At 61.4% G+C, this 22252-nt stretch carries 21 protein-coding genes; 14 read left to right on the top strand and 7 right to left on the bottom strand.

What is annotated here, in order from left to right; genetic code table 11:
• Positions 1–140: 140 nt before the first annotated feature.
• Complete coding sequence (locus tag ACZ0BA_RS18435) at positions 141–1682, top strand: methyl-accepting chemotaxis protein (protein ID WP_463452662.1); 1542 nt, start codon at positions 141–143, stop codon at positions 1680–1682.
• A gap of 181 nt (positions 1683–1863) precedes the next feature.
• Here the strand turns inward: ACZ0BA_RS18435 and ACZ0BA_RS18430 are convergent, their stop codons facing one another.
• The 4 genes from ACZ0BA_RS18430 to ACZ0BA_RS18415 form a co-directional block, all read right to left on the bottom strand.
• Positions 1864–5448, bottom strand: a complete 3585-nt coding sequence (locus tag ACZ0BA_RS18430) for an ABC transporter permease/M1 family aminopeptidase (protein WP_463452661.1) — start codon at positions 5446–5448, stop codon at positions 1864–1866.
• Positions 5449–5456: 8 nt separating this feature from the next.
• Entirely contained in the window at positions 5457–6350 is an 894-nt protein-coding gene (locus ACZ0BA_RS18425) for an ABC transporter ATP-binding protein (protein WP_463452660.1), read from the bottom strand.
• A 229-nt stretch (positions 6351–6579) separates the two neighbouring features.
• Positions 6580–7776: an ABC transporter permease gene (locus ACZ0BA_RS18420; RefSeq protein ID WP_463452659.1), complete on the bottom strand. Its 1197-nt coding sequence runs from the start codon at positions 7774–7776 to the stop codon at positions 6580–6582.
• A 3-nt stretch (positions 7777–7779) separates the two neighbouring features.
• Positions 7780–8559, bottom strand: a complete 780-nt coding sequence (locus ACZ0BA_RS18415) for an ABC transporter ATP-binding protein (protein WP_463452658.1) — start codon at positions 8557–8559, stop codon at positions 7780–7782.
• 121 nt (positions 8560–8680) lie between these two features.
• Between ACZ0BA_RS18415 and ACZ0BA_RS18410 the strand changes: the two genes are divergently transcribed.
• Together ACZ0BA_RS18410 and coq7 are read left to right on the top strand one after the other, a co-directional pair.
• Positions 8681–9115 carry a hypothetical protein gene (locus ACZ0BA_RS18410; RefSeq protein WP_463452657.1) on the top strand — a complete coding sequence of 145 codons (435 nt, stop codon included), beginning with the start codon at positions 8681–8683 and terminating at the stop codon, positions 9113–9115.
• A 43-nt stretch (positions 9116–9158) separates the two neighbouring features.
• Complete coding sequence (gene coq7, locus ACZ0BA_RS18405; RefSeq protein WP_463452656.1) at positions 9159–9800, top strand: 2-polyprenyl-3-methyl-6-methoxy-1,4-benzoquinone monooxygenase; 642 nt, start codon at positions 9159–9161, stop codon at positions 9798–9800.
• A 50-nt stretch (positions 9801–9850) separates the two neighbouring features.
• Here the strand turns inward: coq7 and ACZ0BA_RS18400 are convergent, their stop codons facing one another.
• Positions 9851–10276: an OsmC family protein gene (locus tag ACZ0BA_RS18400; RefSeq protein WP_463452655.1), complete on the bottom strand. Its 426-nt coding sequence runs from the start codon at positions 10274–10276 to the stop codon at positions 9851–9853.
• Positions 10277–10492: 216 nt separating this feature from the next.
• Between ACZ0BA_RS18400 and rplM the strand changes: the two genes are divergently transcribed.
• The 4 genes from rplM to erpA all read left to right on the top strand — a co-directional run bounded on the left by rplM (position 10493) and on the right by erpA (position 13005).
• Positions 10493–10921, top strand: a complete 429-nt coding sequence (gene rplM / locus ACZ0BA_RS18395) for a 50S ribosomal protein L13 (RefSeq protein WP_056157909.1) — start codon at positions 10493–10495, stop codon at positions 10919–10921.
• Between the two features lie 9 nt (positions 10922–10930).
• Complete coding sequence (gene rpsI, locus ACZ0BA_RS18390; RefSeq protein ID WP_008445137.1) at positions 10931–11323, top strand: 30S ribosomal protein S9; 393 nt, start codon at positions 10931–10933, stop codon at positions 11321–11323.
• A 160-nt stretch (positions 11324–11483) separates the two neighbouring features.
• Complete coding sequence (argC, locus tag ACZ0BA_RS18385; RefSeq protein WP_463452654.1) at positions 11484–12521, top strand: N-acetyl-gamma-glutamyl-phosphate reductase; 1038 nt, start codon at positions 11484–11486, stop codon at positions 12519–12521.
• Positions 12522–12639: 118 nt separating this feature from the next.
• A complete protein-coding gene (erpA, locus tag ACZ0BA_RS18380; RefSeq protein WP_090316908.1) occupies positions 12640–13005 on the top strand; it encodes an iron-sulfur cluster insertion protein ErpA in 366 nt (121 codons plus the stop codon).
• A gap of 162 nt (positions 13006–13167) precedes the next feature.
• Here the strand turns inward: erpA and ACZ0BA_RS18375 are convergent, their stop codons facing one another.
• On the bottom strand, positions 13168–14265 hold the full coding sequence (locus tag ACZ0BA_RS18375) for an anhydro-N-acetylmuramic acid kinase (RefSeq protein ID WP_463452653.1): 1098 nt from the start codon (positions 14263–14265) through the stop codon (positions 13168–13170).
• Positions 14266–14434: 169 nt separating this feature from the next.
• The gene (locus ACZ0BA_RS18370) at positions 14435–15817 is read right to left on the bottom strand and encodes a peptidoglycan DD-metalloendopeptidase family protein (RefSeq protein ID WP_463452652.1); all 1383 of its coding nucleotides are present in this window, start codon (positions 15815–15817) and stop codon (positions 14435–14437) included.
• Between the two features lie 158 nt (positions 15818–15975).
• Between ACZ0BA_RS18370 and tyrS the strand changes: the two genes are divergently transcribed.
• The 7 genes from tyrS to purH all read left to right on the top strand — a co-directional run bounded on the left by tyrS (position 15976) and on the right by purH (position 22193).
• The gene (gene tyrS / locus ACZ0BA_RS18365) at positions 15976–17241 is read left to right on the top strand and encodes a tyrosine--tRNA ligase (protein WP_463452651.1); all 1266 of its coding nucleotides are present in this window, start codon (positions 15976–15978) and stop codon (positions 17239–17241) included.
• Complete coding sequence (gene dtd / locus ACZ0BA_RS18360) at positions 17238–17690, top strand: D-aminoacyl-tRNA deacylase (RefSeq protein WP_463452650.1); 453 nt, start codon at positions 17238–17240, stop codon at positions 17688–17690. Before tyrS ends, dtd begins: the two co-directional genes overlap by 4 nt.
• A 21-nt stretch (positions 17691–17711) precedes the next feature.
• The gene (locus tag ACZ0BA_RS18355; RefSeq protein WP_463452649.1) at positions 17712–18383 is read left to right on the top strand and encodes a YbhB/YbcL family Raf kinase inhibitor-like protein; all 672 of its coding nucleotides are present in this window, start codon (positions 17712–17714) and stop codon (positions 18381–18383) included.
• On the top strand, positions 18380–19030 hold the full coding sequence (locus ACZ0BA_RS18350; RefSeq protein ID WP_463452648.1) for a histidine phosphatase family protein: 651 nt from the start codon (positions 18380–18382) through the stop codon (positions 19028–19030). The genes ACZ0BA_RS18355 and ACZ0BA_RS18350 overlap by 4 nt, the downstream gene beginning before the upstream one ends.
• Before the next feature lie 114 nt (positions 19031–19144).
• Positions 19145–20176, top strand: coding sequence for a tRNA dihydrouridine synthase DusB (gene dusB / locus ACZ0BA_RS18345; RefSeq protein ID WP_463452647.1), 1032 nt, complete (start codon positions 19145–19147; stop codon positions 20174–20176).
• A 109-nt stretch (positions 20177–20285) separates the two neighbouring features.
• The gene (locus tag ACZ0BA_RS18340; RefSeq protein WP_008445162.1) at positions 20286–20519 is read left to right on the top strand and encodes a helix-turn-helix domain-containing protein; all 234 of its coding nucleotides are present in this window, start codon (positions 20286–20288) and stop codon (positions 20517–20519) included.
• An 87-nt stretch (positions 20520–20606) separates the two neighbouring features.
• Positions 20607–22193 carry a bifunctional phosphoribosylaminoimidazolecarboxamide formyltransferase/IMP cyclohydrolase gene (purH, locus tag ACZ0BA_RS18335; protein ID WP_463452646.1) on the top strand — a complete coding sequence of 529 codons (1587 nt, stop codon included), beginning with the start codon at positions 20607–20609 and terminating at the stop codon, positions 22191–22193.
• The last annotated feature ends 59 nt before the right edge of the window (positions 22194–22252 follow it).

Genomic DNA, 22252 nt, shown 5'->3' with positions numbered 1-22252 from the left:
TTCTTTATTACAGCAGTAAATTAATTGCTGTGCTAAACTATTGATTCTTTAGGGCAACTCACGTCTTCTGCCCATTCGCGGTTCTCAAACGTCGCACCGCTTCTTAATTCCAGATACTGCCTTGACCGGCAATTATTACCATGAAAAATTTGAAAATCGGCACGCGCCTTGCCGCAGGCTTTGGCTTGGTCCTCGCCATGATGACTTTGATGACGGTGATCGGCATCACGCATATGCAAGACGTGGCAGAGGCGACCCGCGACATGATGCAACAGCCTTTGGCCAAGGAACGCATGATCAGCGACTGGTATCGCCTGATCCACACCAGCGTGCGCCGGACGTCGGCGATCTCGAAGAGCACCGATCCGTCGCTTGGACCGTTCTTTGCCGAGGAAACCGCCGCCTCCACCGCCGAGGTCACCGGCTTGCAAAAGAAGGTCGAGCCGCTGCTGGAGACCGAACAGGAAAAAACGCTGTTCGAGCAGATGATGGCCAACCGCAAGCGTTACCTGGCGTCGCGTGACGAGATCGTCAAGCTAAAGAAGGAAGGGCAGCTCGAGCAGGCCAACGAAGTGCTCAACCAACGCTTTACGCCGGACGGCAAAGCCTACCTGGGCTCGCTAAGCGGCTTGCTGGAAATGCAGCGCAAAAGCATCGACGCCAACGCCGCCGAGATCGAGACGATCTACCAGAACAGCCGCCGTTTCATGATCATGTTCGGTCTGGTGGTGCTGGCGCTGGGCGTCGTCTGCGCCTGGCGTCTGACGCGCGGCATCACGGTGCCGCTGAACCGCGCGGTGGACATCGCCGTGGCGGTGGCCAACAAGGATCTGACATCGACCATCGAGGTCGACAGCACCGATGAGACCGGACGCCTGCTGCAAGCGCTGCGTGCGATGAACGACGGCCTGATCGGCATCGTCAACGATGTGCGGCATGGTACGGAGAGCATCTCGACGGCGTCGAGCGAGATCGCCGCCGGCAATATGGACTTGTCTGCCCGCACCGAGGAACAGGCGTCCAGCCTGGAAGAGACGGCAGCGTCGATGGAAGAGTTGACCTCGACCGTCAAGCAGAATTCCGACAACGCCCGCCAGGCCAACCAGCTGGCGGTCAAGGCGTCGGAAGTGGCGCGGCGCGGCGGCACGGAAGTGGCTGACGTGGTCGACACGATGGAAGCGATCAGCGGCTCGGCGCGCAAGATCGTCGACATCATCAGCGTCATCGACGGCATTGCCTTCCAGACCAACATCCTGGCCTTGAACGCGGCGGTGGAAGCGGCGCGCGCCGGCGAGCAGGGCCGTGGCTTCGCGGTGGTCGCCAGCGAGGTGCGCAACCTGGCGCAGCGCAGCGCCACCGCCGCCAAGGAAATCAAAGCGCTGATCGACGACTCGCTCGACAAGGTCGACGCCGGCAGCACGCTGGTCACGCAAGCGGGCATGACGATGAGCGACGTGGTCGACAGCATCCAGCGCGTAACCGACATCATGGGCGAAATCAGCTCGGCCAGTCACGAGCAGAGCGCCGGCATCGAGCAAGTCAACCAGGCGGTGATCCAGATGGACCAGGTCACGCAGCAGAACGCCGCGCTGGTCGAGGAAGCGGCAGCCGCCGCCTCCTCGCTGAACGATCAGGCCGATGACCTGCGCGCCATCGTCAGCATCTTCAAAGTTGCCACCTAAACCCCGGGGTCAAGTCTGTCATTCGGACACAAACTGGACCTTAGCGCCTAAACCCCGGGGTCAAGTCTGTCATTCAGCGCCTAAACCCCGGGGTCAAGTCTGTCATTCGGACACAGACCGGACCTTAGCGGTGCTTGACCGACGGGCCCGTGTCCGAATGACAGACTTGACCCCCGCAGGTTTATTGCGCTTGCAGCTCGACGTTGACCATGTTGTCGTCGGGCTTGCGGTCGATGAGCTTGTTGTCGGGGTCGATGCCGGCCCTGGCCGGACGGCCGCTGACAATCACCGTGTAGCTGTTGTCCTTGCGCTCGATCAATTTGCGCTCGCGCAGCAGGCTGTTGCCGTCCTTGTCGTCGACACCGATGTCGATGTAGTCCTTTAACGCCGCGTCCCGCTCCTCGCCCTGGTCGTTGGCGCGCACCTTGGCCGCGCTGACGACGAAGCTGACCTCGTATTTGCCGTCGTTGAGCTTGCGCGCCGTCGCCGAGACGCCGTGGTTTTCGTACAGCACGATGTGGTTGAACAGGTCGTCGATCAGGTAGGCGTGCTCCGGCGGCGTGATGCCGCGCAGCGTCTCCACCAGCACCGATACGCTTGGATACGGCCCGCCGCTGCGCCCGTGTTTCAACAGCAGTGTCTTGAGCGCGTCGTTGATCCTGGCCTCGCCAAGAATGTCCTGCAACTGGTACATCGCCAGACTGCCCTTGCGGTACTGGATGTAGTTCTGGTTCTCGTTGTCCGCCAGCGGTAGTTCCTTCTTGCGTTCGAGCGCCCGTCCCAGCAGGTATTGATGCAGGTCGTAGTACAGGAAGCGGCGCATTTTATTGGCGCCAAAATTCTTCTTCATCACCATCAGCGCCGAGTATTCGGCCAGCGTTTCGCTCAGCACACTGCCGCCGCGCGTGTTGCCCCCGACCAGTTGATGGCCCCACCATTGGTGCGCGACCTCGTGCGCGGTGACGTAGAACGGGTAGTCGATGTCCTTGGGGTTGCCGTCGTCGACCTTGGCAATGAAGCCCAGCGATTCGGCGTACGGAATGGTGTTCGGGAACGATTGCGCGAACGTGGCGTAGCGCGGGAATTCGACGATGCGCACCAGTTTGTGCTGGTACGGTCCGAAGTTGCGCGTGTAGTAATCGAGCGATTCCTTGATGCCCTTGTTCATCCGCTCGAGGTTGTACTCGTGGCCAGGGTGGTAGTAGATCTCGATGCCGACATCCTGCCACCAGTCGCGCTTGACCAGGTAGCGTGCCGATTGGAAAGCGTAGAAGTTCAGGATCGGCTGGTCCATCTTGTAGTGGTAGTAGTGCCGGCCCTTGCTGCTCCAGTCCTTGACCAGCGTGCCCGGCGCGATGGCGATCTGGTCGGCGCTGGTGCTGACGATGGCGTCAAAACCGATCCAGTCGGCGTCGTTGCCGCTGGCATTGTTGGCCAGGCCACGGGCGTCGTCGCGCGGCAACATGCGTTCGCGCGCGGCCAAGTTGTGCTTCCTGCGGTCGCGCGCGTCGCTCAGTTCGTTGTCTTGCTGGTAGCCGATGTGCGGCAGCACGCTGTTGTTAAAGAAGGTGCCGTTGTACACGACCGGCGTGTCCTGGCCCATGCCGAAGATGCCCTTCGGTACGTAGTCAACTTCGAACTCGAACGCCATCCGCGCGCCCGGCGCCAGCGGCGTGGCCAGCTTGTAGGTGTAAAAGCCGAGGCCGCTGTCGCGCAGGCCCGCGCGGACTTCCTGGCTGAAGCGCGCCTTGTAGCCGGTGGCGTCGGCGTCCTGCTGGATGATGATGTCGCTGACCGGCTGCGTGGTCTTGTTTTGCAGCACGTACCGCCCCTTGACCTTGAGGCTGCGTTGCGCCGGCGTGATGGCGACGTCGAGCTTGACGTCGGTGATGCGCGGCTGCGGCAACGCGGCGTATTGCTTGTACTTGCGTTCGTAGTCGGCGCGCCCGGCGTCTTTTTGGTAGGTCGACTTGTAGGCGTGGACGATGTGCGTGTTGTAGAACAGTACCGCGCCGGCGCCGGCGAAGATCAGCGCGCCGGCCGCCGTCGCCGTCAGCACCGGCATGGTCAGCGCGTGGCGCGCCAGCTGCATGCGCTGGCGCCAGCCGTCGTTGGTGCCGCGCGCCCAGAACAGCAGCGCGGCAACCACCAGCAGCAGCGCGGCGCCGGCCCAGTAGGCTTCGAACCAGCGCTCGCGCGGCAGGAAGTGGCCGAAGCCGTTCATGGCGGAATAGATGAAGTGCGGCATGGCGCCGTAGGCCAGCAGCGGTTCTTCCAGGCCCATCGAGCTCATGGTCAGCAGCGCGACGTAGTACATGATCATCGCGAAGTAGGCCAGGTAGCGCTGGTTGATCAGCACCTGCAGCGCGATCGCCAGCACCGCCGCCAGCGCGTAGTCCGGCAGCTGGATCAGGAATAGCTGGTACAGATACAGCCCCGGCTCCAGATTGAAATAACCTTTGAAGATCTGGATCGTCATGCCGCACAGCATGACGACCACCAGCAGCAGCGCTTGCAGTCCGATCAGCGCGAACAGCTTGGACAACAGCGGCAGCCAGCTTGGGATCGGCAGCGCGTCGAGCATCTGTCCCATGCGCGCCTCGCGTTCGCGCCAGATCAGCTCGCCCGCGTAGAAGGTGGTGATCACCAGCATGAACAATTCAAACGTTTCCGTCACCGAGTCGAGGATCAGGTAGGTGGCCGGGAACGTGTTGGTGCCGAACATCGAGCCCATGTCCAGCGCGCCGGCGAACATCATCAGCACGCCGGCCAGCACGATGACGACGAAGTAAATGTTCTTGGTCGTTTCGCGCAGGTTCAGCCAGCTCATCTTGACGAGCAGCGCGGCCAGGCTGCGCGATTTGAAGTCCGGTGTTTCCTGGGTGTTGGTCGAGGTGGCCGATAGGTGCTGCGGCGGTTCGCCTTCGCCACGGCTGGCGTTGCCGCTGGCGCCGCTGTCGACGGTGGCGATGAAGTGGAAGCGCCAGTACCCGAGCAGCAGGCCGGCCAGCGCAAACGACGACCACAGCACGCGATTAATCAGGTACACGCCTTCCGGCCACACCATGCGCGTGTTGCGTTCGATGATGGGCCAGTATTCGGTCAGGCGCAGCACGGCGGTGGTGCCGAAGGGGTCGATCAGCGCGGCCAGGGTTTTGTAGTCGAGGTCGCGCGCCAGGCCGGGGGCGACGATGTAGCCGATCAGCATGACCACGCTGCTGATGTAGACCGGCAGCATGCGCCGCGTCAGCGCGGCGAGAATGAAGAAGACGGAGCCGAAGATGAAGATGTTGGGCAGGATGACGACGCAATACGGGATCAGGTAGCCCAGCGGGCCGGGCAGGCCCAGGCGCTCGGGGTCGATGCCCGGCAGCATGCTGCCCAGCCAAGCGCCCAGGATAATGCTGGTGAAGATGACCGCCAGCGTGAAATAGGCGCCGAGGAAGCGGCCGAACATGTACTGGTGCTTCTTGATCGGCGCGCTGAAGAAGAAGTGCTGCATGTCGTACTCGAAATCCTGCTGCACCGAGCGGCCCATCATGGCCGCGATCACCACCACGCCAAGCGAGCCGAGCGCGCTGACGGTGAACATCAGCGAGCGCGGCGAATTGATCGCCATGCTGCCGAAGGTGACCTGGGCTTCCTTGAAGAAGCCGCCGGCGGCGGCCATCCACAACAGCGATAGCGCCAGGAAACCGAGGAAATAGACCCAGGTCGACAGCAGCTTGAGGCGCTGGCGCGCTTCAAAATAGGCGATGGCGAACATGCGGCGCCTTAGTCGCAGGTGGCGGCGGCCTGGTGGCGGCCGGCAATGGTGGCGAAGTAGACATCCTCGAGGTCGCCGATAGCCTCCTCGAACCCGTCGCCGGGATCGTTGTCGCTGTAGACGTGGATCAAGGTCCGGCCCGACAGCAGGCGCGACGAGATGACCGGGTGGCGCAGCTGGAACGATTGCAGGTCGCGCTTGTCGATGAAGCGGGCCCAGATTTTGTCGCTGACCTCGTGGATCAGGTCCTGCGTGGGGCCGCACAGCAGCAGGTGGCCCTTGTTGATGATCGCCATGTTGGCGCACAGGTCGGCCACGTCGCTGACGATGTGGGTCGACAGGATGACGGTCTTGTCCTCGCCGATGTCCGACAGCAGGTTGTGGAAGCGCACCCGCTCTTGCGGGTCGAGGCCGGCGGTCGGCTCGTCGACGATGATGAGCTTGGGGTCGCCCAGCAGCGCCTGGGCGATGCCGAAACGCTGGCGCATGCCGCCGGAAAAGCCGCCAAGCCGTTGGTTGCGCACGTCGAACAAGTTGGTTTGTTGCAGCAGGCCGTCCACCACTTCGCGCCGGCGATTGCGGTTCGACAAGCCTTTCAGCTCGGCGAAATGGTCGAGCAGCTCGTAGGCCGTCACTTTCGGGTAGACGCCGAAGTCCTGCGGCAAATAGCCGAGCAGGCGCCGCACTTCGTCCTTTTCGTCGAGCACGTCGATGTCGTCGAGGAACACCGAACCGGAATCGCATTCCTGCAACGTCGCCAGCGTCCGCATCAGGGTCGACTTGCCGGCGCCGTTGGGTCCGAGCAAGCCGAACATCCCGGTGGGGATGGTGAGCGAAATGTTGTCCAACGCTACGACGCCGTTGCCGTAGGTTTTAGACAAGTTGCTGATGCGTAATTCCATGCTGACTCCTGAATGATTCTGCCGCGGCACAACCAGCATTTCTGCACGGCCATACACTTTTCACATGATGGCATTGTATTGAATTTGTTCTATACATGGGGCCCCATTGCGATGGGCGGCTGAAACCGTGCGCCAGACTGCGCAAACTACCTACCAGAACGGCGCACCGCGCGATTGAAATCGCGTTGCTTGAATAGACAACTTGCCCAATTCAGTACGCTTATCGGCATCAATTTCGGAACAGCACCGCCTCGCGGTTGAACCACCAGCGGCACAGCGCGAGCAGGGCGCCGGCTGTGACCGTGGTCGACAGCATGATCACCGACAACATGCTGTAGTCCATGGTGCCCTTGACCAGCTCTTTCATTGCCAGCGATACATTGGTCAGCGGCACCAGGGCCCACTTCCAGTTCATTTCCACGCCCGGCAGCAGCGCCGCCAGGGTCGGCAGGATGGTGACGATCATCAACGGCGAAATCAGGCCGGAGGCTTCCTTGTAGCTTTTCGCGTACACCGAGATCGCCAGCAGGATCGAGGCGAACATGGCCGCCGTCGGCACCAGCATCAGCGCCACCATGACCAGGTCGAACAGGCCGATCGAGCGCGCCATCAGCGCGACATCGCCGCTCATCAGCGACTCGCCGAAGATCAGCAGCGCGCCCAGGCTGGCGATCATCAGCAACGCCGAGGTCAGGCCGACGGTGAACAGCATCAGGAACTTCGCCAGCACGATGCGGGTGCGCGAGACCGGCGCCAGCAGCAGGGTTTCCAGTGTGCCGCGTTCTTTCTCGCCGGCGCCGGTGTCGATGGCCGGATACATCGCCGACACCAGGCACACCATCAACAGGATGTAGGGCACCAGGCCGCCGACCATGGCGCCGGTCTGCTCGCGCTTGTCGGCGGTCGAGTGGTCCTCCAGCTTGATCGGATCGAGCGCGAAACGCAGCTGGTCTTTAGTCAGATTGAGCGCGGGTAGCGCCAGCTCGCGCACCGCGTTGTTGTAATTGCCCAGCACCGCGGCCACGCGCTTGCGCGTCATGTCCACGGCCGAGGCGCTGTTGTAATGCAGCGCGATCACGCCTTGCCGGTGCCGCGCCAGCGTGCTCTCGAGGTCGTCCGGTATCACCAGCGCGAACTTGATGCGGTCGTCGCCGATGGCACGCTTGATCTCGTCGGGGCCGGACAGGACAACCTCGCGCAAGCCTTTCTCTTCGGCAAAGCGGGCCGCGAGCTGCGGCGCGTGCTCCTTGCCGAAAATGGCATAGGTCATTTGCGCCTGGCTGGCCTGCTTGAACATATTGGTCGACAGCATGCCGAAGCCGGTGAAAATGAGCGGCATCGCGATGACCGGCACGAAGATGGTGAAGAAGAACGTTTTGCGGTCGCGCACCAGTTCCAGCAATTCCTTCAGATAAATGGTCCACATGGCTCAGTCTCCCCGGTTGATGACGCCGACGAACGCGTCGTACAGATCGGCGCTGCCGCCCAGCTCGCGCAAGGCTTCGACGGTGCCGTGGAAGGCGGTCTTGCCGTGGTTGATGATGCAGACCCGGTCGCACAGTTTTTCCACCTCGTGCAAATGATGGGTGGAAAAGATCAGCGGCACCCGCAGCGCCTTGTAGCTGGCGATAAAGTCGAGCAGGACCTTGGCGGCCATCACGTCGAGGCCGGTGGTGGGCTCGTCGAGGATGACGATTTTCGGCTCGTGCACGACGGTGCGGGCGATCGAGCATTTTTGTTTCATGCCGGTGGACAGCTGGTCGGCGCGCTTGTTGCCGTACTCGTGCATTTGCAGCAGGTCGAACAGCGCGTCGCAGCGGCGCTTCAGGTGCTCGCCCCGCATGCCGTGCAGGCGGCCGAAGTATTCGACGTTCTCGCGCGCTGTCAGGCGGCCGTACAGGCCCGTGCTGCCGGACAAAAAGCCGATGTGCTGGCGCGCCACGAGCGGGTTGTGCAGCAGGTCGATGCCGTTGGCGTGCATGCTGCCGGCGTCGGGCTTGAGCGCGGTCGACAGCAAGCGCAAGGTGGTGGTCTTGCCGGCGCCGTTGGGGCCCAGCAGGCCGAGCACTTCGCCGGGCGCGCAGTTGAAGCTGACATCGCGGACTGCATGGAACCAGCCGTCGTGGTCGCGTGGATCGAGCGCCGGTGCGGCCTTGCCGCCGCGCGTGGGCAAGCGGAAGCGTTTGGCCAGGCCTTTTACCTCGATCATTTCGCCGTCCTTTGCTGTTCTTTTGTTAAAGGTTTCAAGAATAGCATGTAAAAATTCTGGCTTGCAAGCAAGTATGGCGACTAATGTCTTGTTATAGTGGTGATATGGAGAACGGTGGAATATGAATGCTCAGCTGCAGGAAAAAATACTCGCGGTGACGCAATGCGGCGTCGACCGCACCGAATGCACGGGCTTTTTCCGCGTGGCCCTGGGCCTGTATTACCTGTCCGGTCTGATGACCAAGGAAACGCTGGATTTCAAGGTGCTGGACCGCGATTTCAACCGCTTCATCTACCACACGATCGGCAAGGGACACAGCATCACCAGCATCCTGCAGTACATGAGCGGGGAAAAAGTGGTGCGGGTGGTCGAATCCAAGCGCTTCCTCAAGGCGTTTTCCGAGCATTGCAACGACGTGCCGGTCGAGAACATTCCCTTCCTGCTGGGGCTGAATCTGGGCGTGGCCAAGGATATCTCCAAAATCGACGTGCGCGGCCCGGTGGCCGACTACATCGAGCGTCAGCGGCAACTGCGCGAAGAGACGGACGCAAACTAAAACGCCCCTTTATAATGGTGTTTTCGACGAACCACGAACCGCCATGGCCGCCTTCCACCACACTCCGCTGGACCGTTTTATCGCCGATGCCGACAAGGCGCTGCGCGTGATCGCAGGCGTCGCCTCGGCGTCGCGGCCGACGCCGGGCGCGCATGCCGACGACGCCCAGCTGAGCGAGGCGGAGCAACGCCACAGCGCCGGCCTGATGCGGGTCAACCATGTGGGCGAGGTCTGCGCGCAGGCGCTGTACAACTCGCAGGGCCGCTTCGCCAAGACGGCGGAAATGCGGGCCCAGTTCGAGCAGGCGGGCAGGGAAGAGGAGGATCATCTGGCGTGGACCGCGCAACGGCTGGCCGAGCTGGGCTCGCACACCAGCGTGCTCAATCCGCTGTTCTATGCCGGCGCCTATGCGCTCGGCACGGTGGCGGCGGTGCTGGGCGACGCCCGCAGCCTGGGTTTTGTGGTCGAGACCGAGCGTCAGGTGGAGGCGCACCTGGCCAGCCATCTGGACAAGCTGCCGCCGCAGGACGCCAAGTCGCGCGCGATTGTCGAGCAGATGCGCATCGACGAGATCGAACACGGCGCCGCCGCGCAAGCGCTGGGCGCCGCGCAAACGCCGGCGCCGGTGCAGGCGGTCATGTCGGTGATGGGCAAGATCATGACCAGCAGCGCGTATTACATCTGACACATCTGACACATCTGACACATCTGACACATCTGACACATCTGACGGGTTTATTCGACTTCGACGATCTCGAACGAGTGCGTGATCTCGGCCATCTTGCCCAGCATGATGGACGCTGAACAATATTTGTCGTGCGACAGCGAAATCGCCCGTTCCACCGCCTCCGGCTTCAAGCCCTTGCCGGTGACGACAAAGTGGAAATTAATTTTGGTGAACACTTTCGGGTCGACATCCGCGCGCTCGGCCTTCAACGTGCATTCGCAGCCGCGAATATCGGCGCGACCCTTTTTCAGGATCAGCACCACGTCATACGCGGTGCAACCGCCGGTGCCGAGCAGCACCATTTCCATCGGACGCGGCGCCAGGTTGTGACCGCCGCCCTCGGGCGCGCCGTCCATGTTGACCAGATGACCGGAGCCGGTCTGGGCCAAAAAACTCATGCCCGACGGGCCGTTCCAGCTGACTTTGCATTCCATCATACTCTCCGTGAAAATTGTTGTGCGTATTGTAAAGGAGTCCGGGGGCGCGGTGCCGGGGCGGTCGCTATTTCAAGCCGGGCTTGACTCCGCTGGGCGTTCCCGCTTATACTTGTCGGCTTTCCGTTCGCTCAGGAAAGTAAATAAGAAGGCCGAGTCCGCTGAAGCAATGGCGGAACCACCATTTGAGCGTGTTTTACTATTTAGGAAGTCAACATGAAAACTTTTTCCGCTAAGGGCCATGAAGTCCAGCGCGATTGGTTCGTGATTGACGCGACGGACAAAGTCCTCGGACGTGTTGCCAGCGAAGTGGCACTCCGACTGCGCGGCAAACACAAGCCAGAATTTACTCCTCACGTCGATACCGGCGATTTCATCGTCATCATCAACGCAGGCAAACTGCGCGTGACCGGTACCAAAGCCACCGAGAAGACTTACTACCGTCACTCGGGCTACCCAGGCGGCATCTACGAGACCAACTTCCTGAAAATGCAACAGCGTTTCCCAGGTCGTGCTCTGGAAAAAGCAGTCAAGGGTATGTTGCCGAAGGGCCCACTGGGCTACGCAATGATCAAGAAGCTGAAAGTGTACGCTGAAGGTTCGCACCCGCACGCTGCCCAGCAACCTAAAGCACTCGAAATCTAAGGAACTGACATGATCGGTAACTACAATTACGGCACCGGCCGTCGCAAGAGTGCAGTAGCTCGTGTGTTTATCAAAGTTGGCACTGGCCAAATCATCGTTAACGGCAAGCCAGCGGCTGAGTACTTCTCCCGCGAAACCGGCCTGATGGTTATTCGTCAACCACTGGAACTGACCGGCAACGTCGAGCGTTTTGACATCAAAGTCAACGTGCACGGCGGCGGCGAGTCCGGCCAGGCAGGTGCTGTGCGTCACGGCATCACCCGCGCCCTGATCGACTACGATGCAGCGCTGAAGGGCGATCTGGCACGCGCCGGCTTCGTTACCCGCGATGCACGTGAAGTTGAGCGTAAAAAAGTTGGTCTGCGCAAAGCACGTCGCGCAAAGCAATTCTCGAAGCGTTAATTTATACGCTGTGGCGCGCTGCTTGCGGCGCGTCCTCAAAAAAGCCGCCGGCCTTGTGTCGGGCGGCTTTTTTGCTATTTGGTACGGTCATGCGCCTGTCGCGCATGGCTGATAAAATGGACGCCATTTCTCCACGCACTTATACCTCGAAGGAAAGAACATGATCAAAGTTGGCATCGTCGGCGGCACCGGTTACACCGGAGTGGAATTGCTGCGACTGTTGGCCGTCCACCCCGATGTGCAGCTGACGGCTATCACGTCGCGCAAGGAGGATGGTTTGCCGGTTGCCGACATGTTCCCTTCGCTGCGCGGCCGCGTGGACATCGCTTTCTCGTCGCCGGACAAGGCCGACCTCAAGCAGTGCGACGTGGTGTTCTTCGCCACCCCGCACGGCGTGGCCATGGCGCAGGCGCCCGAGCTGCTGGCGGCCGGCGTCAAGGTCATCGACCTGGCGGCCGACTTCCGCATCAAGGACAAGGCCGTCTTTGAAAAATGGTACAAGATCGAGCACACCTGCGCCGACCTGCTGGAAGAAGCCGCCTATGGCCTGGCCGAGCTGAACCGCGATGCCATCAAGGGCGCGCGCCTGGTCGCCAATCCGGGTTGCTATCCGACCACCATGCAGCTGGGTTACTACCCGCTGCTCAAGGCCGGCGTGATCGACGCCGGTTCGTTGATCGCCGACTGCAAGTCCGGCGTCTCCGGCGCCGGCCGCAAAGCCGAGATCGGCACCTTGTTCTCCGAGTCGAGCGACAACTTCAAGGCCTACGGCGTGTCGGGCCACCGTCACACCCCGGAAACCGTGGCGCAGCTGCAAAAGTTTGCCGGCGAAAAGGTTGGTTTGGTGTTCACGCCGCATTTGGTGCCGATGATACGCGGCATGCATTCGACCTTGTACGGCCGCCTGACCAAGGAAGTGAGCAACGAGGAACTGCAGGCCTTGTTCGAAGAGCAATACAAAGATTCGCCGTTCGTCGATGTGATGCCATTCGGTTCGCATCCCGAAACCCGCTCGACGCGCGGCGCCAATGTGCTGCGCCTGGCGCTGCATCGTCCCGACAACGGCAACACGGTCATCGTGCTGGTGGTGCAGGACAACCTTGTCAAGGGCGCATCCGGCCAGGCCGTGCAGTGCATGAATTTGATGTTCGGTCTGGAAGAATCGACCGGCCTGACGCAGATAGCGTTGCTGCCGTAACACGGGGCGCCATCGGGCATTGATATTTGCCACAAGACCCCCCATTTTTGAGGGGTCCGGAGCATAAACAACGCCAACGGTCTATAATGACCTAAATGTTTTCACGTAGGAGTCTGAAATGAATGCTGTCGCCGAATCACTAGTAGATGTAATCCCGTCGCCGATCATCTTCACCGATAGCGCGGCCGAAAAGGTTGCCCAACTGATCGAGGAAGAGGGTAATCCCGACTTGAAACTGCGTGTGTTCGTGCAGGGTGGCGGTTGTTCCGGCTTCCAGTACGGCTTCACGTTCGACGAAATCGTCAACGAAGACGACACCACCATGGTCAAGAACGGCGTTCAGCTGTTGATCGATTCGATGAGCTACCAGTATCTGGTGGGCGCCGAGATCGATTACAAAGACGACCTGGAAGGCGCGCAATTCGTCATCAAGAACCCGACCGCGACATCGACGTGCGGCTGCGGCTCCTCGTTCTCGGTATAAATCGGTTCTGGCTGTATAACGCGGCGGACAACTTCGGTTGTCCGCCGTTGTCGTTTACATCGTTCAATCGGGGTCAAGTCTGTCATTCGGACACCGGCCCAACCGTATCGTCGTCTTTTCGCATGGGTTCGTGTCCGAATGACAGACTTGACCCCGGAGGGGTTAGCGAGGGTAGAGGGCGCCCAGCACGCGTTCGCCCTTGGCGCCAGTGACGCTTGGCAGATTGCCGGCCAGGCGTTCGCTGAAGCGGTAGCCCAGCCAGGCGAAGGCTAGCGCCTCGACCCGGTTCGGCGCCACGCCCAGCGCTTGCGTCGATGCCACCAGGACGTTATTGCCCAGCGCGGTGCCCAGTTCGCTCATCAGCACGCCGTTGTAGGCGCCGCCGCCACACACGTACACCGCGTCCGCGTTGCCGCCATACGCCTGTATGGCCCGCGCCAGCGATACCGCCGTCAGCTTGGTCAGCGTGCGCTGCACATCCTCGGGCGCTGCCTCGTGATACACCGCCAGCCGGGTGTCGAGCCAGTCCAGATGGAACAGGTCGCGGCCCGTGCTTTTCGGCGCCGGCAGCGCGAAATAGGGCTCGTGCAGCAATTCCTGCAGCAGCTCCGGGATTTCCTTGCCAATCGCCGCCCAGGCGCCGTCGGCGTCGTATTCCTTGTCCAGATGGCGGCCGATCCACGCATCCATCAAGACGTTGCCAGGACCGGTATCGAAGCCGATCACGCCGCCTTCGCCGTCCAGCACGCTGATATTGGAGATGCCGCCGATGTTGGCCACCACGCGCGCCTGGCCGGGCCGGCCGAACAGCGCCTGGTGGAAGGCGGGCACCAGCGGCGCACCCTGACCGCCGGCGGCGATGTCGCGGCTGCGGAAGTCGGCGATGACGTCGATGCCGCACAGCTCGGCCAGCATGGCGGGGTTGTTGGTCTGGCGGGTGTAGCCCAGCTCGGGCCGATGGCGGATGGTCTGGCCGTGCACGGCAATGGCGCGCACCGTGTCCGCCTTTTGGCCGGACTCGTCCAGCAGTTGTGCGACGCACTGGGCGTAGAACTGCGCCAGCTGGTTGGCGGCCAGCGCCTCGCGCTCGATCTCGTTGTCACCGGGCGCTTGCAGCGCCATCAGCTCGGCACGTAACGACGGAGGAAACGCGATGTAGGCCGCCGCCAGCGTGTCGATCGTCTCGCCGGAGAAATCCGCGAGCGCGCCGTCGACGCCGTCCAGGCTGGTGCCGGACATCAAACCGATATAGTGGGTCATTGTTGTTTCCTCAAGCTGAAAAAGCTATTTTGCCTGAGCTTGCGTGTGGTGTCGCACGGAACAAGCGCTCTGGGCAGAGCATTATGTGTCTAGAGCAAAAGAAACAGGCGAAAAAAAACAGGCCGATGCGGCGGCCTGTTTCGTGTAGTGCGGTATGAAGCGTCGAGACTTATTTTGCCGCGACGCGGGTGCCGGTCGAGCCACCGGGTTGCAGCAGCGCGAAGCGGTGCGACATGTCCGATGCGTAGACTTTGAAGCGCGACAGTTCGGCAGCCGTCAACGGCGCCTGTGCGGTCACGTTCAGTTTGCTCGGATCTTTGGCTTCGCCGCCGACACGGAATTCGTAGTGGAGATGCGCGCCAGTCGACCAGCCGGTGCTGCCCACATAGCCGATCACGTCGCCCTGGCTGACTTTGCTGCCTTTTTTCATGCCAGGCGCAATGCGGCTCATGTGGGCGTAGGCCGTCGAGTAGTTGTTCCAGTGCTTGATGGTGACGAAGTTGCCGTAGCCATTCTGCGTGCCGGCGAAATCGATGACGCCATCGCCCGAAGCGCGGATCGGCGTCCCGGTGGGCGCAGGGAAGTCGATGCCCTTGTGGGCTTTCCACTCACCCGAGACAGGATGCACGCGCATCGAGAAGCCCGACGAAATCCGCGTGAATTCCACCGGCGACTTCAGGAAGGCCTTTTTCAGCGCCTTGCCGTCGAAGCTGTAGTAACCGCCGCCTTGCTTGGTCTGCGGATCTTCAAACCACACCGATTGATACGTCGTGCCGCGGTTGGTGAATTCGCCAGCCAGGATGCGGCCCGCGCGAACAAATTCCCCATCCTGCCAGAACGTTTCATACACCACATTGAAATGGTCGCCGCGCTTCAGGTCGCCCCGGAAGTCGATGCTGGTCGAGAACATCTCGACGATTTGCTTGACGATCGTGTCCGGCAGCTTGGTGCCGTCTTCGTTCGAATCGGTGGCGGCAAACAGGGTCGAGTTGATGGTGCGGGCATGCATCTCGACACGGCGTTCCAGCTTGGCCGGTTCTTCTTCGGCAACAAAGCGCTCGTTTTTGCGGGAAATCTTGATGTTCTTGACAGGGATATCCTTGCCGTCGACCACGACCGCGCGCAGCCATTGCAGATTGCCTTCGTCGTCGGTCTGCGCCTGGACGCGTTTGCCCGTCTTCAGCTGCATGACGCCTTTGGCGACCTTGTCTTTTTTGATGAAGTTCTCGGCGGCGTCGTCTTCCACACCCAGGCGGGTGAGCAGCGTTGCCAAGGTATCACCGGCGCGGATGCGTTCTTCGTGGACGAAGTGCTCGCTGGAGGATTGTTGCTCAAGTGCGTCGATCTGCGGTGCAAGATCCGGCATTGTGACGGCTTCTTGCACGGACTTAACCGGCAGATCGGCAGGATCCGGAGCGAGCGGCGCGACGCCGGCGGCACCGAACGCACATACTGTGAGGAACAGTGCCGAGGCGCTGACAATGCGCGCTTTGCGCGTTGAAGCCATCAGACTGTACAAGCGTGAGCTCGTGAATTTATGTATTTGGTTCATGCAATCAGTTAAAATTTGCCGCTTGAACTATTCAGGAACCTTTTATTTCTTCTAATTATTGTCGGGTTTCGTTTTCGTACGGCAAGATTGATGGATCGAGGATTATAACAAACTCCTGGCGCTGACTACCTTTTTTTGAAAAAAAACTCCCAAAATATATGACTACCCCTTCTTCCACACCGCCCGCCGCCTCGCCGGTCGCCTCTAAAGTACTGCCCTTGACCGACCGTGTACAAGAGGCGCTCGCGATCACCAAACGGGGTGTCGACGAGTTGCTGATTGAAAGCGAGTTCGCCCAAAAGCTGGCGCGCTCCGAGCAAAGCGGCGTTCCGCTGCGCATCAAACTGGGCCTGGACCCGACCGCGCCGGATTTGCACCTCGGCCACACCGTCGTGCTCAACAAGATGCGTCAGTTGCAAGATCTGGGCCATCAAGTCATTTTCCTCATCGGCGACTTCACTTCCATGATCGGCGACCCGTCCGGCCGCAATATGACGCGTCCGCCGCTGACCAAGGAGCAGGTCGAGCAAAACGCCATGACCTATTTCAAGCAAGCCTCGCTGGTGCTGGACCCGTCCAAGACCGAAATCCGCTACAACTCCGAGTGGTGCGATCCGCTGGGCGCGCGCGGCCTGATCAAGCTGGCCTCGCACTACACCGTCGCGCGCATGATGGAGCGTGACGATTTTAGCAAACGATTCAAGGGTGGGACACCGATTGCGGTCCATGAGTTCCTTTATCCTTTGATGCAAGGCTACGATTCGGTCGCTTTGAAGTCCGATCTGGAACTCGGTGGTACCGACCAGAAATTTAATCTGCTGGTCGGCCGTGAGCTGCAGAAAGACTACGACCAGGAACCGCAGTGCATTTTGACCATGCCGCTGCTGGAAGGGCTGGACGGGGTCGACAAAATGTCCAAGTCGAAGAACAACTACATCGGCATCACCGAACCGGGCAACACCATGTTCGCCAAGATCATGAGCATTTCCGACGTGATGATGTGGAAATACTATGAGCTGCTGTCGTTCCGCTCGATCGCCGATGTGGCGGCCCTGAAGGCCACCATCGACGGCGGCGCCAATCCGCGCGACGCCAAAGTGGCGCTGGCGCAGGAAATCGTCGCTCGCTTCCACTCGCAGGCGGCGGCCGACGAGGCGCTCAACGACTTCGTCAACCGCTCCAAGGGCGGCATTCCGGACGACGTGCCGGAAGTAGCGCTGGGCGGCGCACCGGTCGGCATTCCGCAATTGCTGAAGATGGCCGGCCTGTGCCCGTCCACCTCCGAGGCGATGCGCATGATCGACCAGGGCGGCGTACGCCTGGACGGCGCCGTCGTCAGCGACAAGGCCGTCAAGATCGAGGCCGGCACCTTCGTATTGCAAGTGGGCAAGCGCAAGTTCGCCCGCGTGACGTTGTCCGCATGATCGCGCTGCTGCAACGGGTCAGCGACGCCAGCGTGGTGGTCGATGGCGCCACCATCGGCGCCATCGGGGCGGGGCTGATGGTGCTGCTGTGCGCCGAACGCAACGACACCGAAAAGGACGCCGACACCCTGCTGACCAAAATGCTGGGCTACCGCGTCTTTTCGGACGATGCGGGCAAGATGAACCGCAGCGTGACCGACGTCGCCGGCGGCCTGCTGCTGGTGCCGCAATTCACGTTGGCGGCCGACACCAAGTCCGGCACCAGGCCGTCGTTCACGCCGGCCGCCGCGCCGGCGGACGGGCTGCGCCTGTTCAATCATTTCGTCGAGCAGGCGCGCTTGCGGCACTCGATGGTGCAAACGGGCCAGTTTGGTGCGGACATGAAAGTTACGCTGACCAACGACGGACCTGTAACGTTTTGGCTGCAAACCAACTCTAAAACAGATTGAAAATTCGGCCGGGAGACCAGTATGAAACTGTCGAGTGAGAGCTTTCGCGACGGCACGGCGATTCCAGCCGCCTGCGCCTTTGCCACCATGGGCGCCGATGGCCAAGTGGCGCTGTCCGCCAACCGCAATCCCCAACTGAGCTGGAGCGACGTTCCGGCCGGCACCGAGTCGCTGGTGCTGCTTTGCATCGACGGCGACTTGCCGCAGGACGCCACCGATGTCAATCGCTCCGGCGTCACTCTGCCGGCGAGCATGCCGCGCGACGATTTTTTCCACTGGAGCCTGATCGATATCCCGGTCGGCCTGCACCAGATCGCCGAGGGCGCCTTGTCCGACAATGTCGTCGCGCACGGCAAGCCGGGGCCGGAAACCAGTCTGGATGGCGTCGCTTTGCGGCATGGCGTCAACGATTACAGCCGGTGGTTTTCCACCGACCCGGCGATGGCGGGCGACTATTACGGGTATGATGGCCCCTGTCCGCCGTGGAACGACGAGCGCGTCCACCATTATATTTTTCGCATGTATGCGCTCGATGTGCCGCGTTTGGCATTGGTAGGGCGCTTCACCTGCGTCGACGTGCTCAACGCCATCCACGGCCATATCGTCGACGAGGCGCAACTGATCGGCACGTACACTTTGAATCCGGCCCTGGCCGCCGAATCGGGCCGCAAGCCCAGAAAAAAGACCGCATGAACAACACCAATATTTTGCTGATCCGCCACGGCGAGACGGCCTGGAACGCTGTGCGCCGGCTGCAGGGCCATATCGACATCCCCCTCAATGCCGAAGGCGAACGCCAGGCCGGCGCGCTGGCCCAGGCGCTGGCCGCCGAATCGCTCGACGTGATCGTCTCGAGCGACCTGCAACGCGCCCGCCAGACCGCCCAGGCCGTGGCCGACCAGTACGACGGCTTCGAGGTCCAGACCGACGCCAACCTGCGCGAACGCTGCTATGGCGTCTTCGAAGGCATGTTGTATACCGAAGTCGAGCAGCAATACCCGGCCGACTTCGCGCTGTGGCAGGCCCGCGATATCGACGCGGTGATGCCGCCCGGCGAGCGCGTGGCCGAAAGTTTCCGCCAGTTTTATGCGCGCGCCACGTCGGCCATCCGCGAGTGGGCCGAACGTTATCCGGGCAAAACCATTGCCATCGTCGCCCACGGCGGCGTGCTCGAATGCGCCTATCGCGAGGCGGTCGGCATGCAGCTCGACAGCCCGCGCGATTTCCAGGTCAAGAACGCCAGCATCAACCGCTTTAGCTTCTCGGGCGGGAAGTTAGCGCTAACTAGCTGGGGCGAAGTAGAGCACCTGAGCCTGGCCGCAATGGACGATGTGATCTGATCGTTCATAACGTTCAGGCTGCACATTTGCAGTTTTCATAAAAAATAGTGCTTATTATTTGAGCACCCCTTCGGTTAAAATAGAAGGTTCCTTCTTCCCCATCAGGTATCGCCAGTGCAAATCGGCCCTCATTTACTGCGCAACAACGTTTTTGTCGCTCCCATGGCGGGCGTGACGGATCGGCCTTTCCGCCAGCTGTGCAAGCAGCTGGGGGCGGGGTACGCGGTGTCTGAAATGGCGGCGTCCAATCCGCGCCTGTGGGCGACGGAAAAGAGTTCGCGCCGCACCGACCATACCGGCGAAATGGAGCCGAAGGCGGTGCAGATCGCCGGCGCCGACCCCAAGGATCTGGCCGACTGCGCCCGCTTCAACGTCGAGCGCGGCGCCCAGATCATCGATATCAACATGGGTTGCCCGGTCAAGAAGGTGTGCAACAGCTGGTGCGGTTCGGCCCTGTTGCAGAACGAGGCGCTGGTCAGGGAAATCGTCGAAGCGGTGGTGGGCGCGGTCGATGTGCCGGTCACGTTGAAGTTCCGCACCGGCTGGAACCGCGAAAACAAGAACGCTTTGAAGATCGCGCGCATCGCCGAGGACGCCGGCATCGCCATGCTGACCTTGCACGGCCGCACGCGCGCCGACGGCTACACCGGCGACGCCGAGTACGACATGATCGCGGCGGTCAAGCAGTCAGTGGCGATACCCGTGGTGGCCAACGGCGACATCACCACGCCGGAAAAAGCCAAGTTCGTGCTCGATTACACCGGCGCCGATGCCGTCATGATCGGCCGCGCGGCGCAGGGCCGGCCGTGGATCTTCCGCGAGATCGAGCACTACCTGCGCACCGGCAGCCATTTGCCGTCGCCGTACGTCGATGAAGTGCGCGCGCTGATGGACGAACACCTGCGCGCCCACTACGCGTTTTACGGCGAGTACCTGGGCGTGCGCACCGCGCGCAAGCACATCGGGTGGTATGTGCGCGACCTCGAAGGGGGCGAAGAGTTCCGCCAGAAGATGAATCTGCTGGAGTCCACCGACGAGCAGTTGCTTGCCGTTGACCAGTTTTTCGAATCCCAATGGACTTACGGCGAGCGGTTACAATACCGCCTCCCAGAATTGTTGCAAGCCGATAAGTTGCAAACGGCATAGGTCCAGCTAGCGAGCACTAAAAAAGTTATATCAGAAGGGTAAGCGCCGGGGTCACAAGTCCTGGATTGATTTACCAGCGTCAACAGATTATTTAGCGAACGACATCAAAATGAGCAAAGAAAGTATCCAGGAAGTAGTCCAGAAGAGCCTTGAAGATTACTTCAACGACCTGGGCGAGCAGCAGGCATCGAATATCTACGATATGGTCGTGCTGACCGTGGAAAAGCCGATACTGGAAGTGGTCATGACGCGCGCCGACGGCAACCAGTCACACGCGGCGCAGATGCTGGGCATCAACCGCAACACCCTGCGCAAGAAACTGCAAGAACACGGCCTGCTGTAAACAGCGGCGTTTTTCCGGCATGGCGGCTGGGAACGGCCGTTGGGCCGGTCCGCAATCAGATATCAACCCACCTAGCCTTTCACAGCCATGATTAAACAAGCTCTCATCTCCGTCTCCGACAAAACCGGTGTGCTGGACTTCGCCCGCGCGCTGTCCGCCATGGGCGTCAAGATCCTGTCGACCGGCGGCACCGCCAAACTGCTGGCCGACAACGGCGTGGCCGTGACCGAGGTCGCCGACTACACCGGCTTCCCGGAGATGCTCGATGGCCGCGTCAAGACGCTGCACCCGAAAGTGCACGGCGGCATCCTGGCGCGCCGCGATTTCCCGGAGCACGTGGCCAAGCTGGAAGAGCACGCGATTCCGACCATCGACATGGTGGTGGTCAACCTGTACCCGTTCCAGGCCACCGTCGCCAAGCAGGATTGCTCGCTGGAAGACGCCATCGAGAACATCGACATCGGCGGCCCGGCCATGCTGCGCTCGGCGGCCAAGAACCACAAGGACGTGATCGTCATTTGCGATCCGTCGGACTACGACGTGGTGCTGGGGGAAATGAAGACCACCGACAACGCGCCGGGCGTAGTCGGCTACGATACCCGTTTCAAGCTGGCCACCAAGGTCTACGCGCACACCGCGCAATACGACGGCGCCATCGCCAATTACCTGACCAGCCTGGGCGCCGAGCGCCAGCACGCCAGCCGCAACGCTTATCCGAACACCTTGAACGTGGCGTTTGAAAAAGTGCAGGACATGCGCTACGGCGAGAATCCGCACCAGTCGGCCGCGTTCTACCGCGACGTCGCCGCCACCGACGGCGCGCTGGCCAACTATCGCCAGCTGCAGGGCAAGGAACTGTCGTTCAACAACATCGCCGACGCCGATGCCGCGTGGGAATGCGTCAAGAGCATGGGCAGCTTCCAGCAAAGCGCGGCCTGCGTCATCGTCAAGCACGCCAATCCGTGCGGCGTGGCGCTGGGCACCGACGCCGCCGACGCTTACAAGCGCGCGCTGCAGACCGATCCGACCTCGGCGTTCGGCGGCATCATCGCCTTCAACGTCGAGATCAACGCGGCCGCCGCCACCGAGCTGGCCAAGCTGTTCGTCGAAGTGCTGATCGCGCCGTCGTACTCGGCCGAAGCCAAGCAAATTTTGTCTGCCAAGCAGAACGTGCGCTTGCTGGAAATTCCGCTGGGCAACGGCGTCAACGCGATGGACTTCAAGCGCGTCGGCGGCGGTTTGCTGGTGCAGTCGGCCGATGCGAAAAACGTGCTGCTGACGGATCTGAAAGTGGTCAGCAAGCTGCAGCCGACGCCGCAGCAGTTGCAGGACATGATGTTCGCCTGGCGCGTGGCCAAGTATGTCAAGTCGAACGCCATCGTCTTCTGCGGCAACAACATGACCCTGGGCGTGGGCGCCGGCCAGATGAGCCGTATCGACTCGGCCCGCATCGCCTCGATCAAGGCGCAGAACGCCGGCCTGTCGCTGACCGGTTCGGTGGTGGCGTCGGACGCGTTCTTCCCGTTCCGTGATGGCCTGGACGTGGTGGTCGACGCCGGCGCGACCTGCGTGATCCACCCGGGCGGCTCGATGCGCGACCAGGAAGTGATCGATGCGGCCAACGAGCGCGGCGTGGTGATGGTGTACACCGGCATCCGCCACTTCCGCCACTAATTCGCAGCGTCCCTCGGGGCGGACGGGCTCGTGTCCGAATGACAGACTTGACCCCCGCA

Source organism: Duganella sp. AC917 (assembly GCF_979258245.1).
Note: the sequence above shows the minus strand (reverse complement) of the source record. Positions and strands in the feature narration are given on the sequence as shown.

Bases quoted from the DNA above. Each gene is read 5' to 3' on its own strand.
- ACZ0BA_RS18435 (WP_463452662.1), top strand. From the start codon at position 141: ATGAAAAATTTGAAAATCGGCACGCGCCTTGCCGCAGGCTTTGGCTTG.
- ACZ0BA_RS18430 (WP_463452661.1), bottom strand. From the start codon at position 5,448: ATGTTCGCCATCGCCTATTTTGAAGCGCGCCAGCGCCTCAAGCTGCTG.
- ACZ0BA_RS18425 (WP_463452660.1), bottom strand. From the start codon at position 6,350: ATGGAATTACGCATCAGCAACTTGTCTAAAACCTACGGCAACGGCGTC.
- ACZ0BA_RS18420 (WP_463452659.1), bottom strand. From the start codon at position 7,776: ATGTGGACCATTTATCTGAAGGAATTGCTGGAACTGGTGCGCGACCGC.
- ACZ0BA_RS18415 (WP_463452658.1), bottom strand. From the start codon at position 8,559: ATGATCGAGGTAAAAGGCCTGGCCAAACGCTTCCGCTTGCCCACGCGC.
- ACZ0BA_RS18410 (WP_463452657.1), top strand. From the start codon at position 8,681: ATGAATGCTCAGCTGCAGGAAAAAATACTCGCGGTGACGCAATGCGGC.
- coq7 (WP_463452656.1), top strand. From the start codon at position 9,159: ATGGCCGCCTTCCACCACACTCCGCTGGACCGTTTTATCGCCGATGCC.
- ACZ0BA_RS18400 (WP_463452655.1), bottom strand. From the start codon at position 10,276: ATGGAATGCAAAGTCAGCTGGAACGGCCCGTCGGGCATGAGTTTTTTG.
- rplM (WP_056157909.1), top strand. From the start codon at position 10,493: ATGAAAACTTTTTCCGCTAAGGGCCATGAAGTCCAGCGCGATTGGTTC.
- rpsI (WP_008445137.1), top strand. From the start codon at position 10,931: ATGATCGGTAACTACAATTACGGCACCGGCCGTCGCAAGAGTGCAGTA.
- argC (WP_463452654.1), top strand. From the start codon at position 11,484: ATGATCAAAGTTGGCATCGTCGGCGGCACCGGTTACACCGGAGTGGAA.
- erpA (WP_090316908.1), top strand. From the start codon at position 12,640: ATGAATGCTGTCGCCGAATCACTAGTAGATGTAATCCCGTCGCCGATC.
- ACZ0BA_RS18375 (WP_463452653.1), bottom strand. From the start codon at position 14,265: ATGACCCACTATATCGGTTTGATGTCCGGCACCAGCCTGGACGGCGTC.
- ACZ0BA_RS18370 (WP_463452652.1), bottom strand. From the start codon at position 15,817: ATGAACCAAATACATAAATTCACGAGCTCACGCTTGTACAGTCTGATG.
- tyrS (WP_463452651.1), top strand. From the start codon at position 15,976: ATGACTACCCCTTCTTCCACACCGCCCGCCGCCTCGCCGGTCGCCTCT.
- dtd (WP_463452650.1), top strand. From the start codon at position 17,238: ATGATCGCGCTGCTGCAACGGGTCAGCGACGCCAGCGTGGTGGTCGAT.
- ACZ0BA_RS18355 (WP_463452649.1), top strand. From the start codon at position 17,712: ATGAAACTGTCGAGTGAGAGCTTTCGCGACGGCACGGCGATTCCAGCC.
- ACZ0BA_RS18350 (WP_463452648.1), top strand. From the start codon at position 18,380: ATGAACAACACCAATATTTTGCTGATCCGCCACGGCGAGACGGCCTGG.
- ACZ0BA_RS18340 (WP_008445162.1), top strand. From the start codon at position 20,286: ATGAGCAAAGAAAGTATCCAGGAAGTAGTCCAGAAGAGCCTTGAAGAT.
- purH (WP_463452646.1), top strand. From the start codon at position 20,607: ATGATTAAACAAGCTCTCATCTCCGTCTCCGACAAAACCGGTGTGCTG.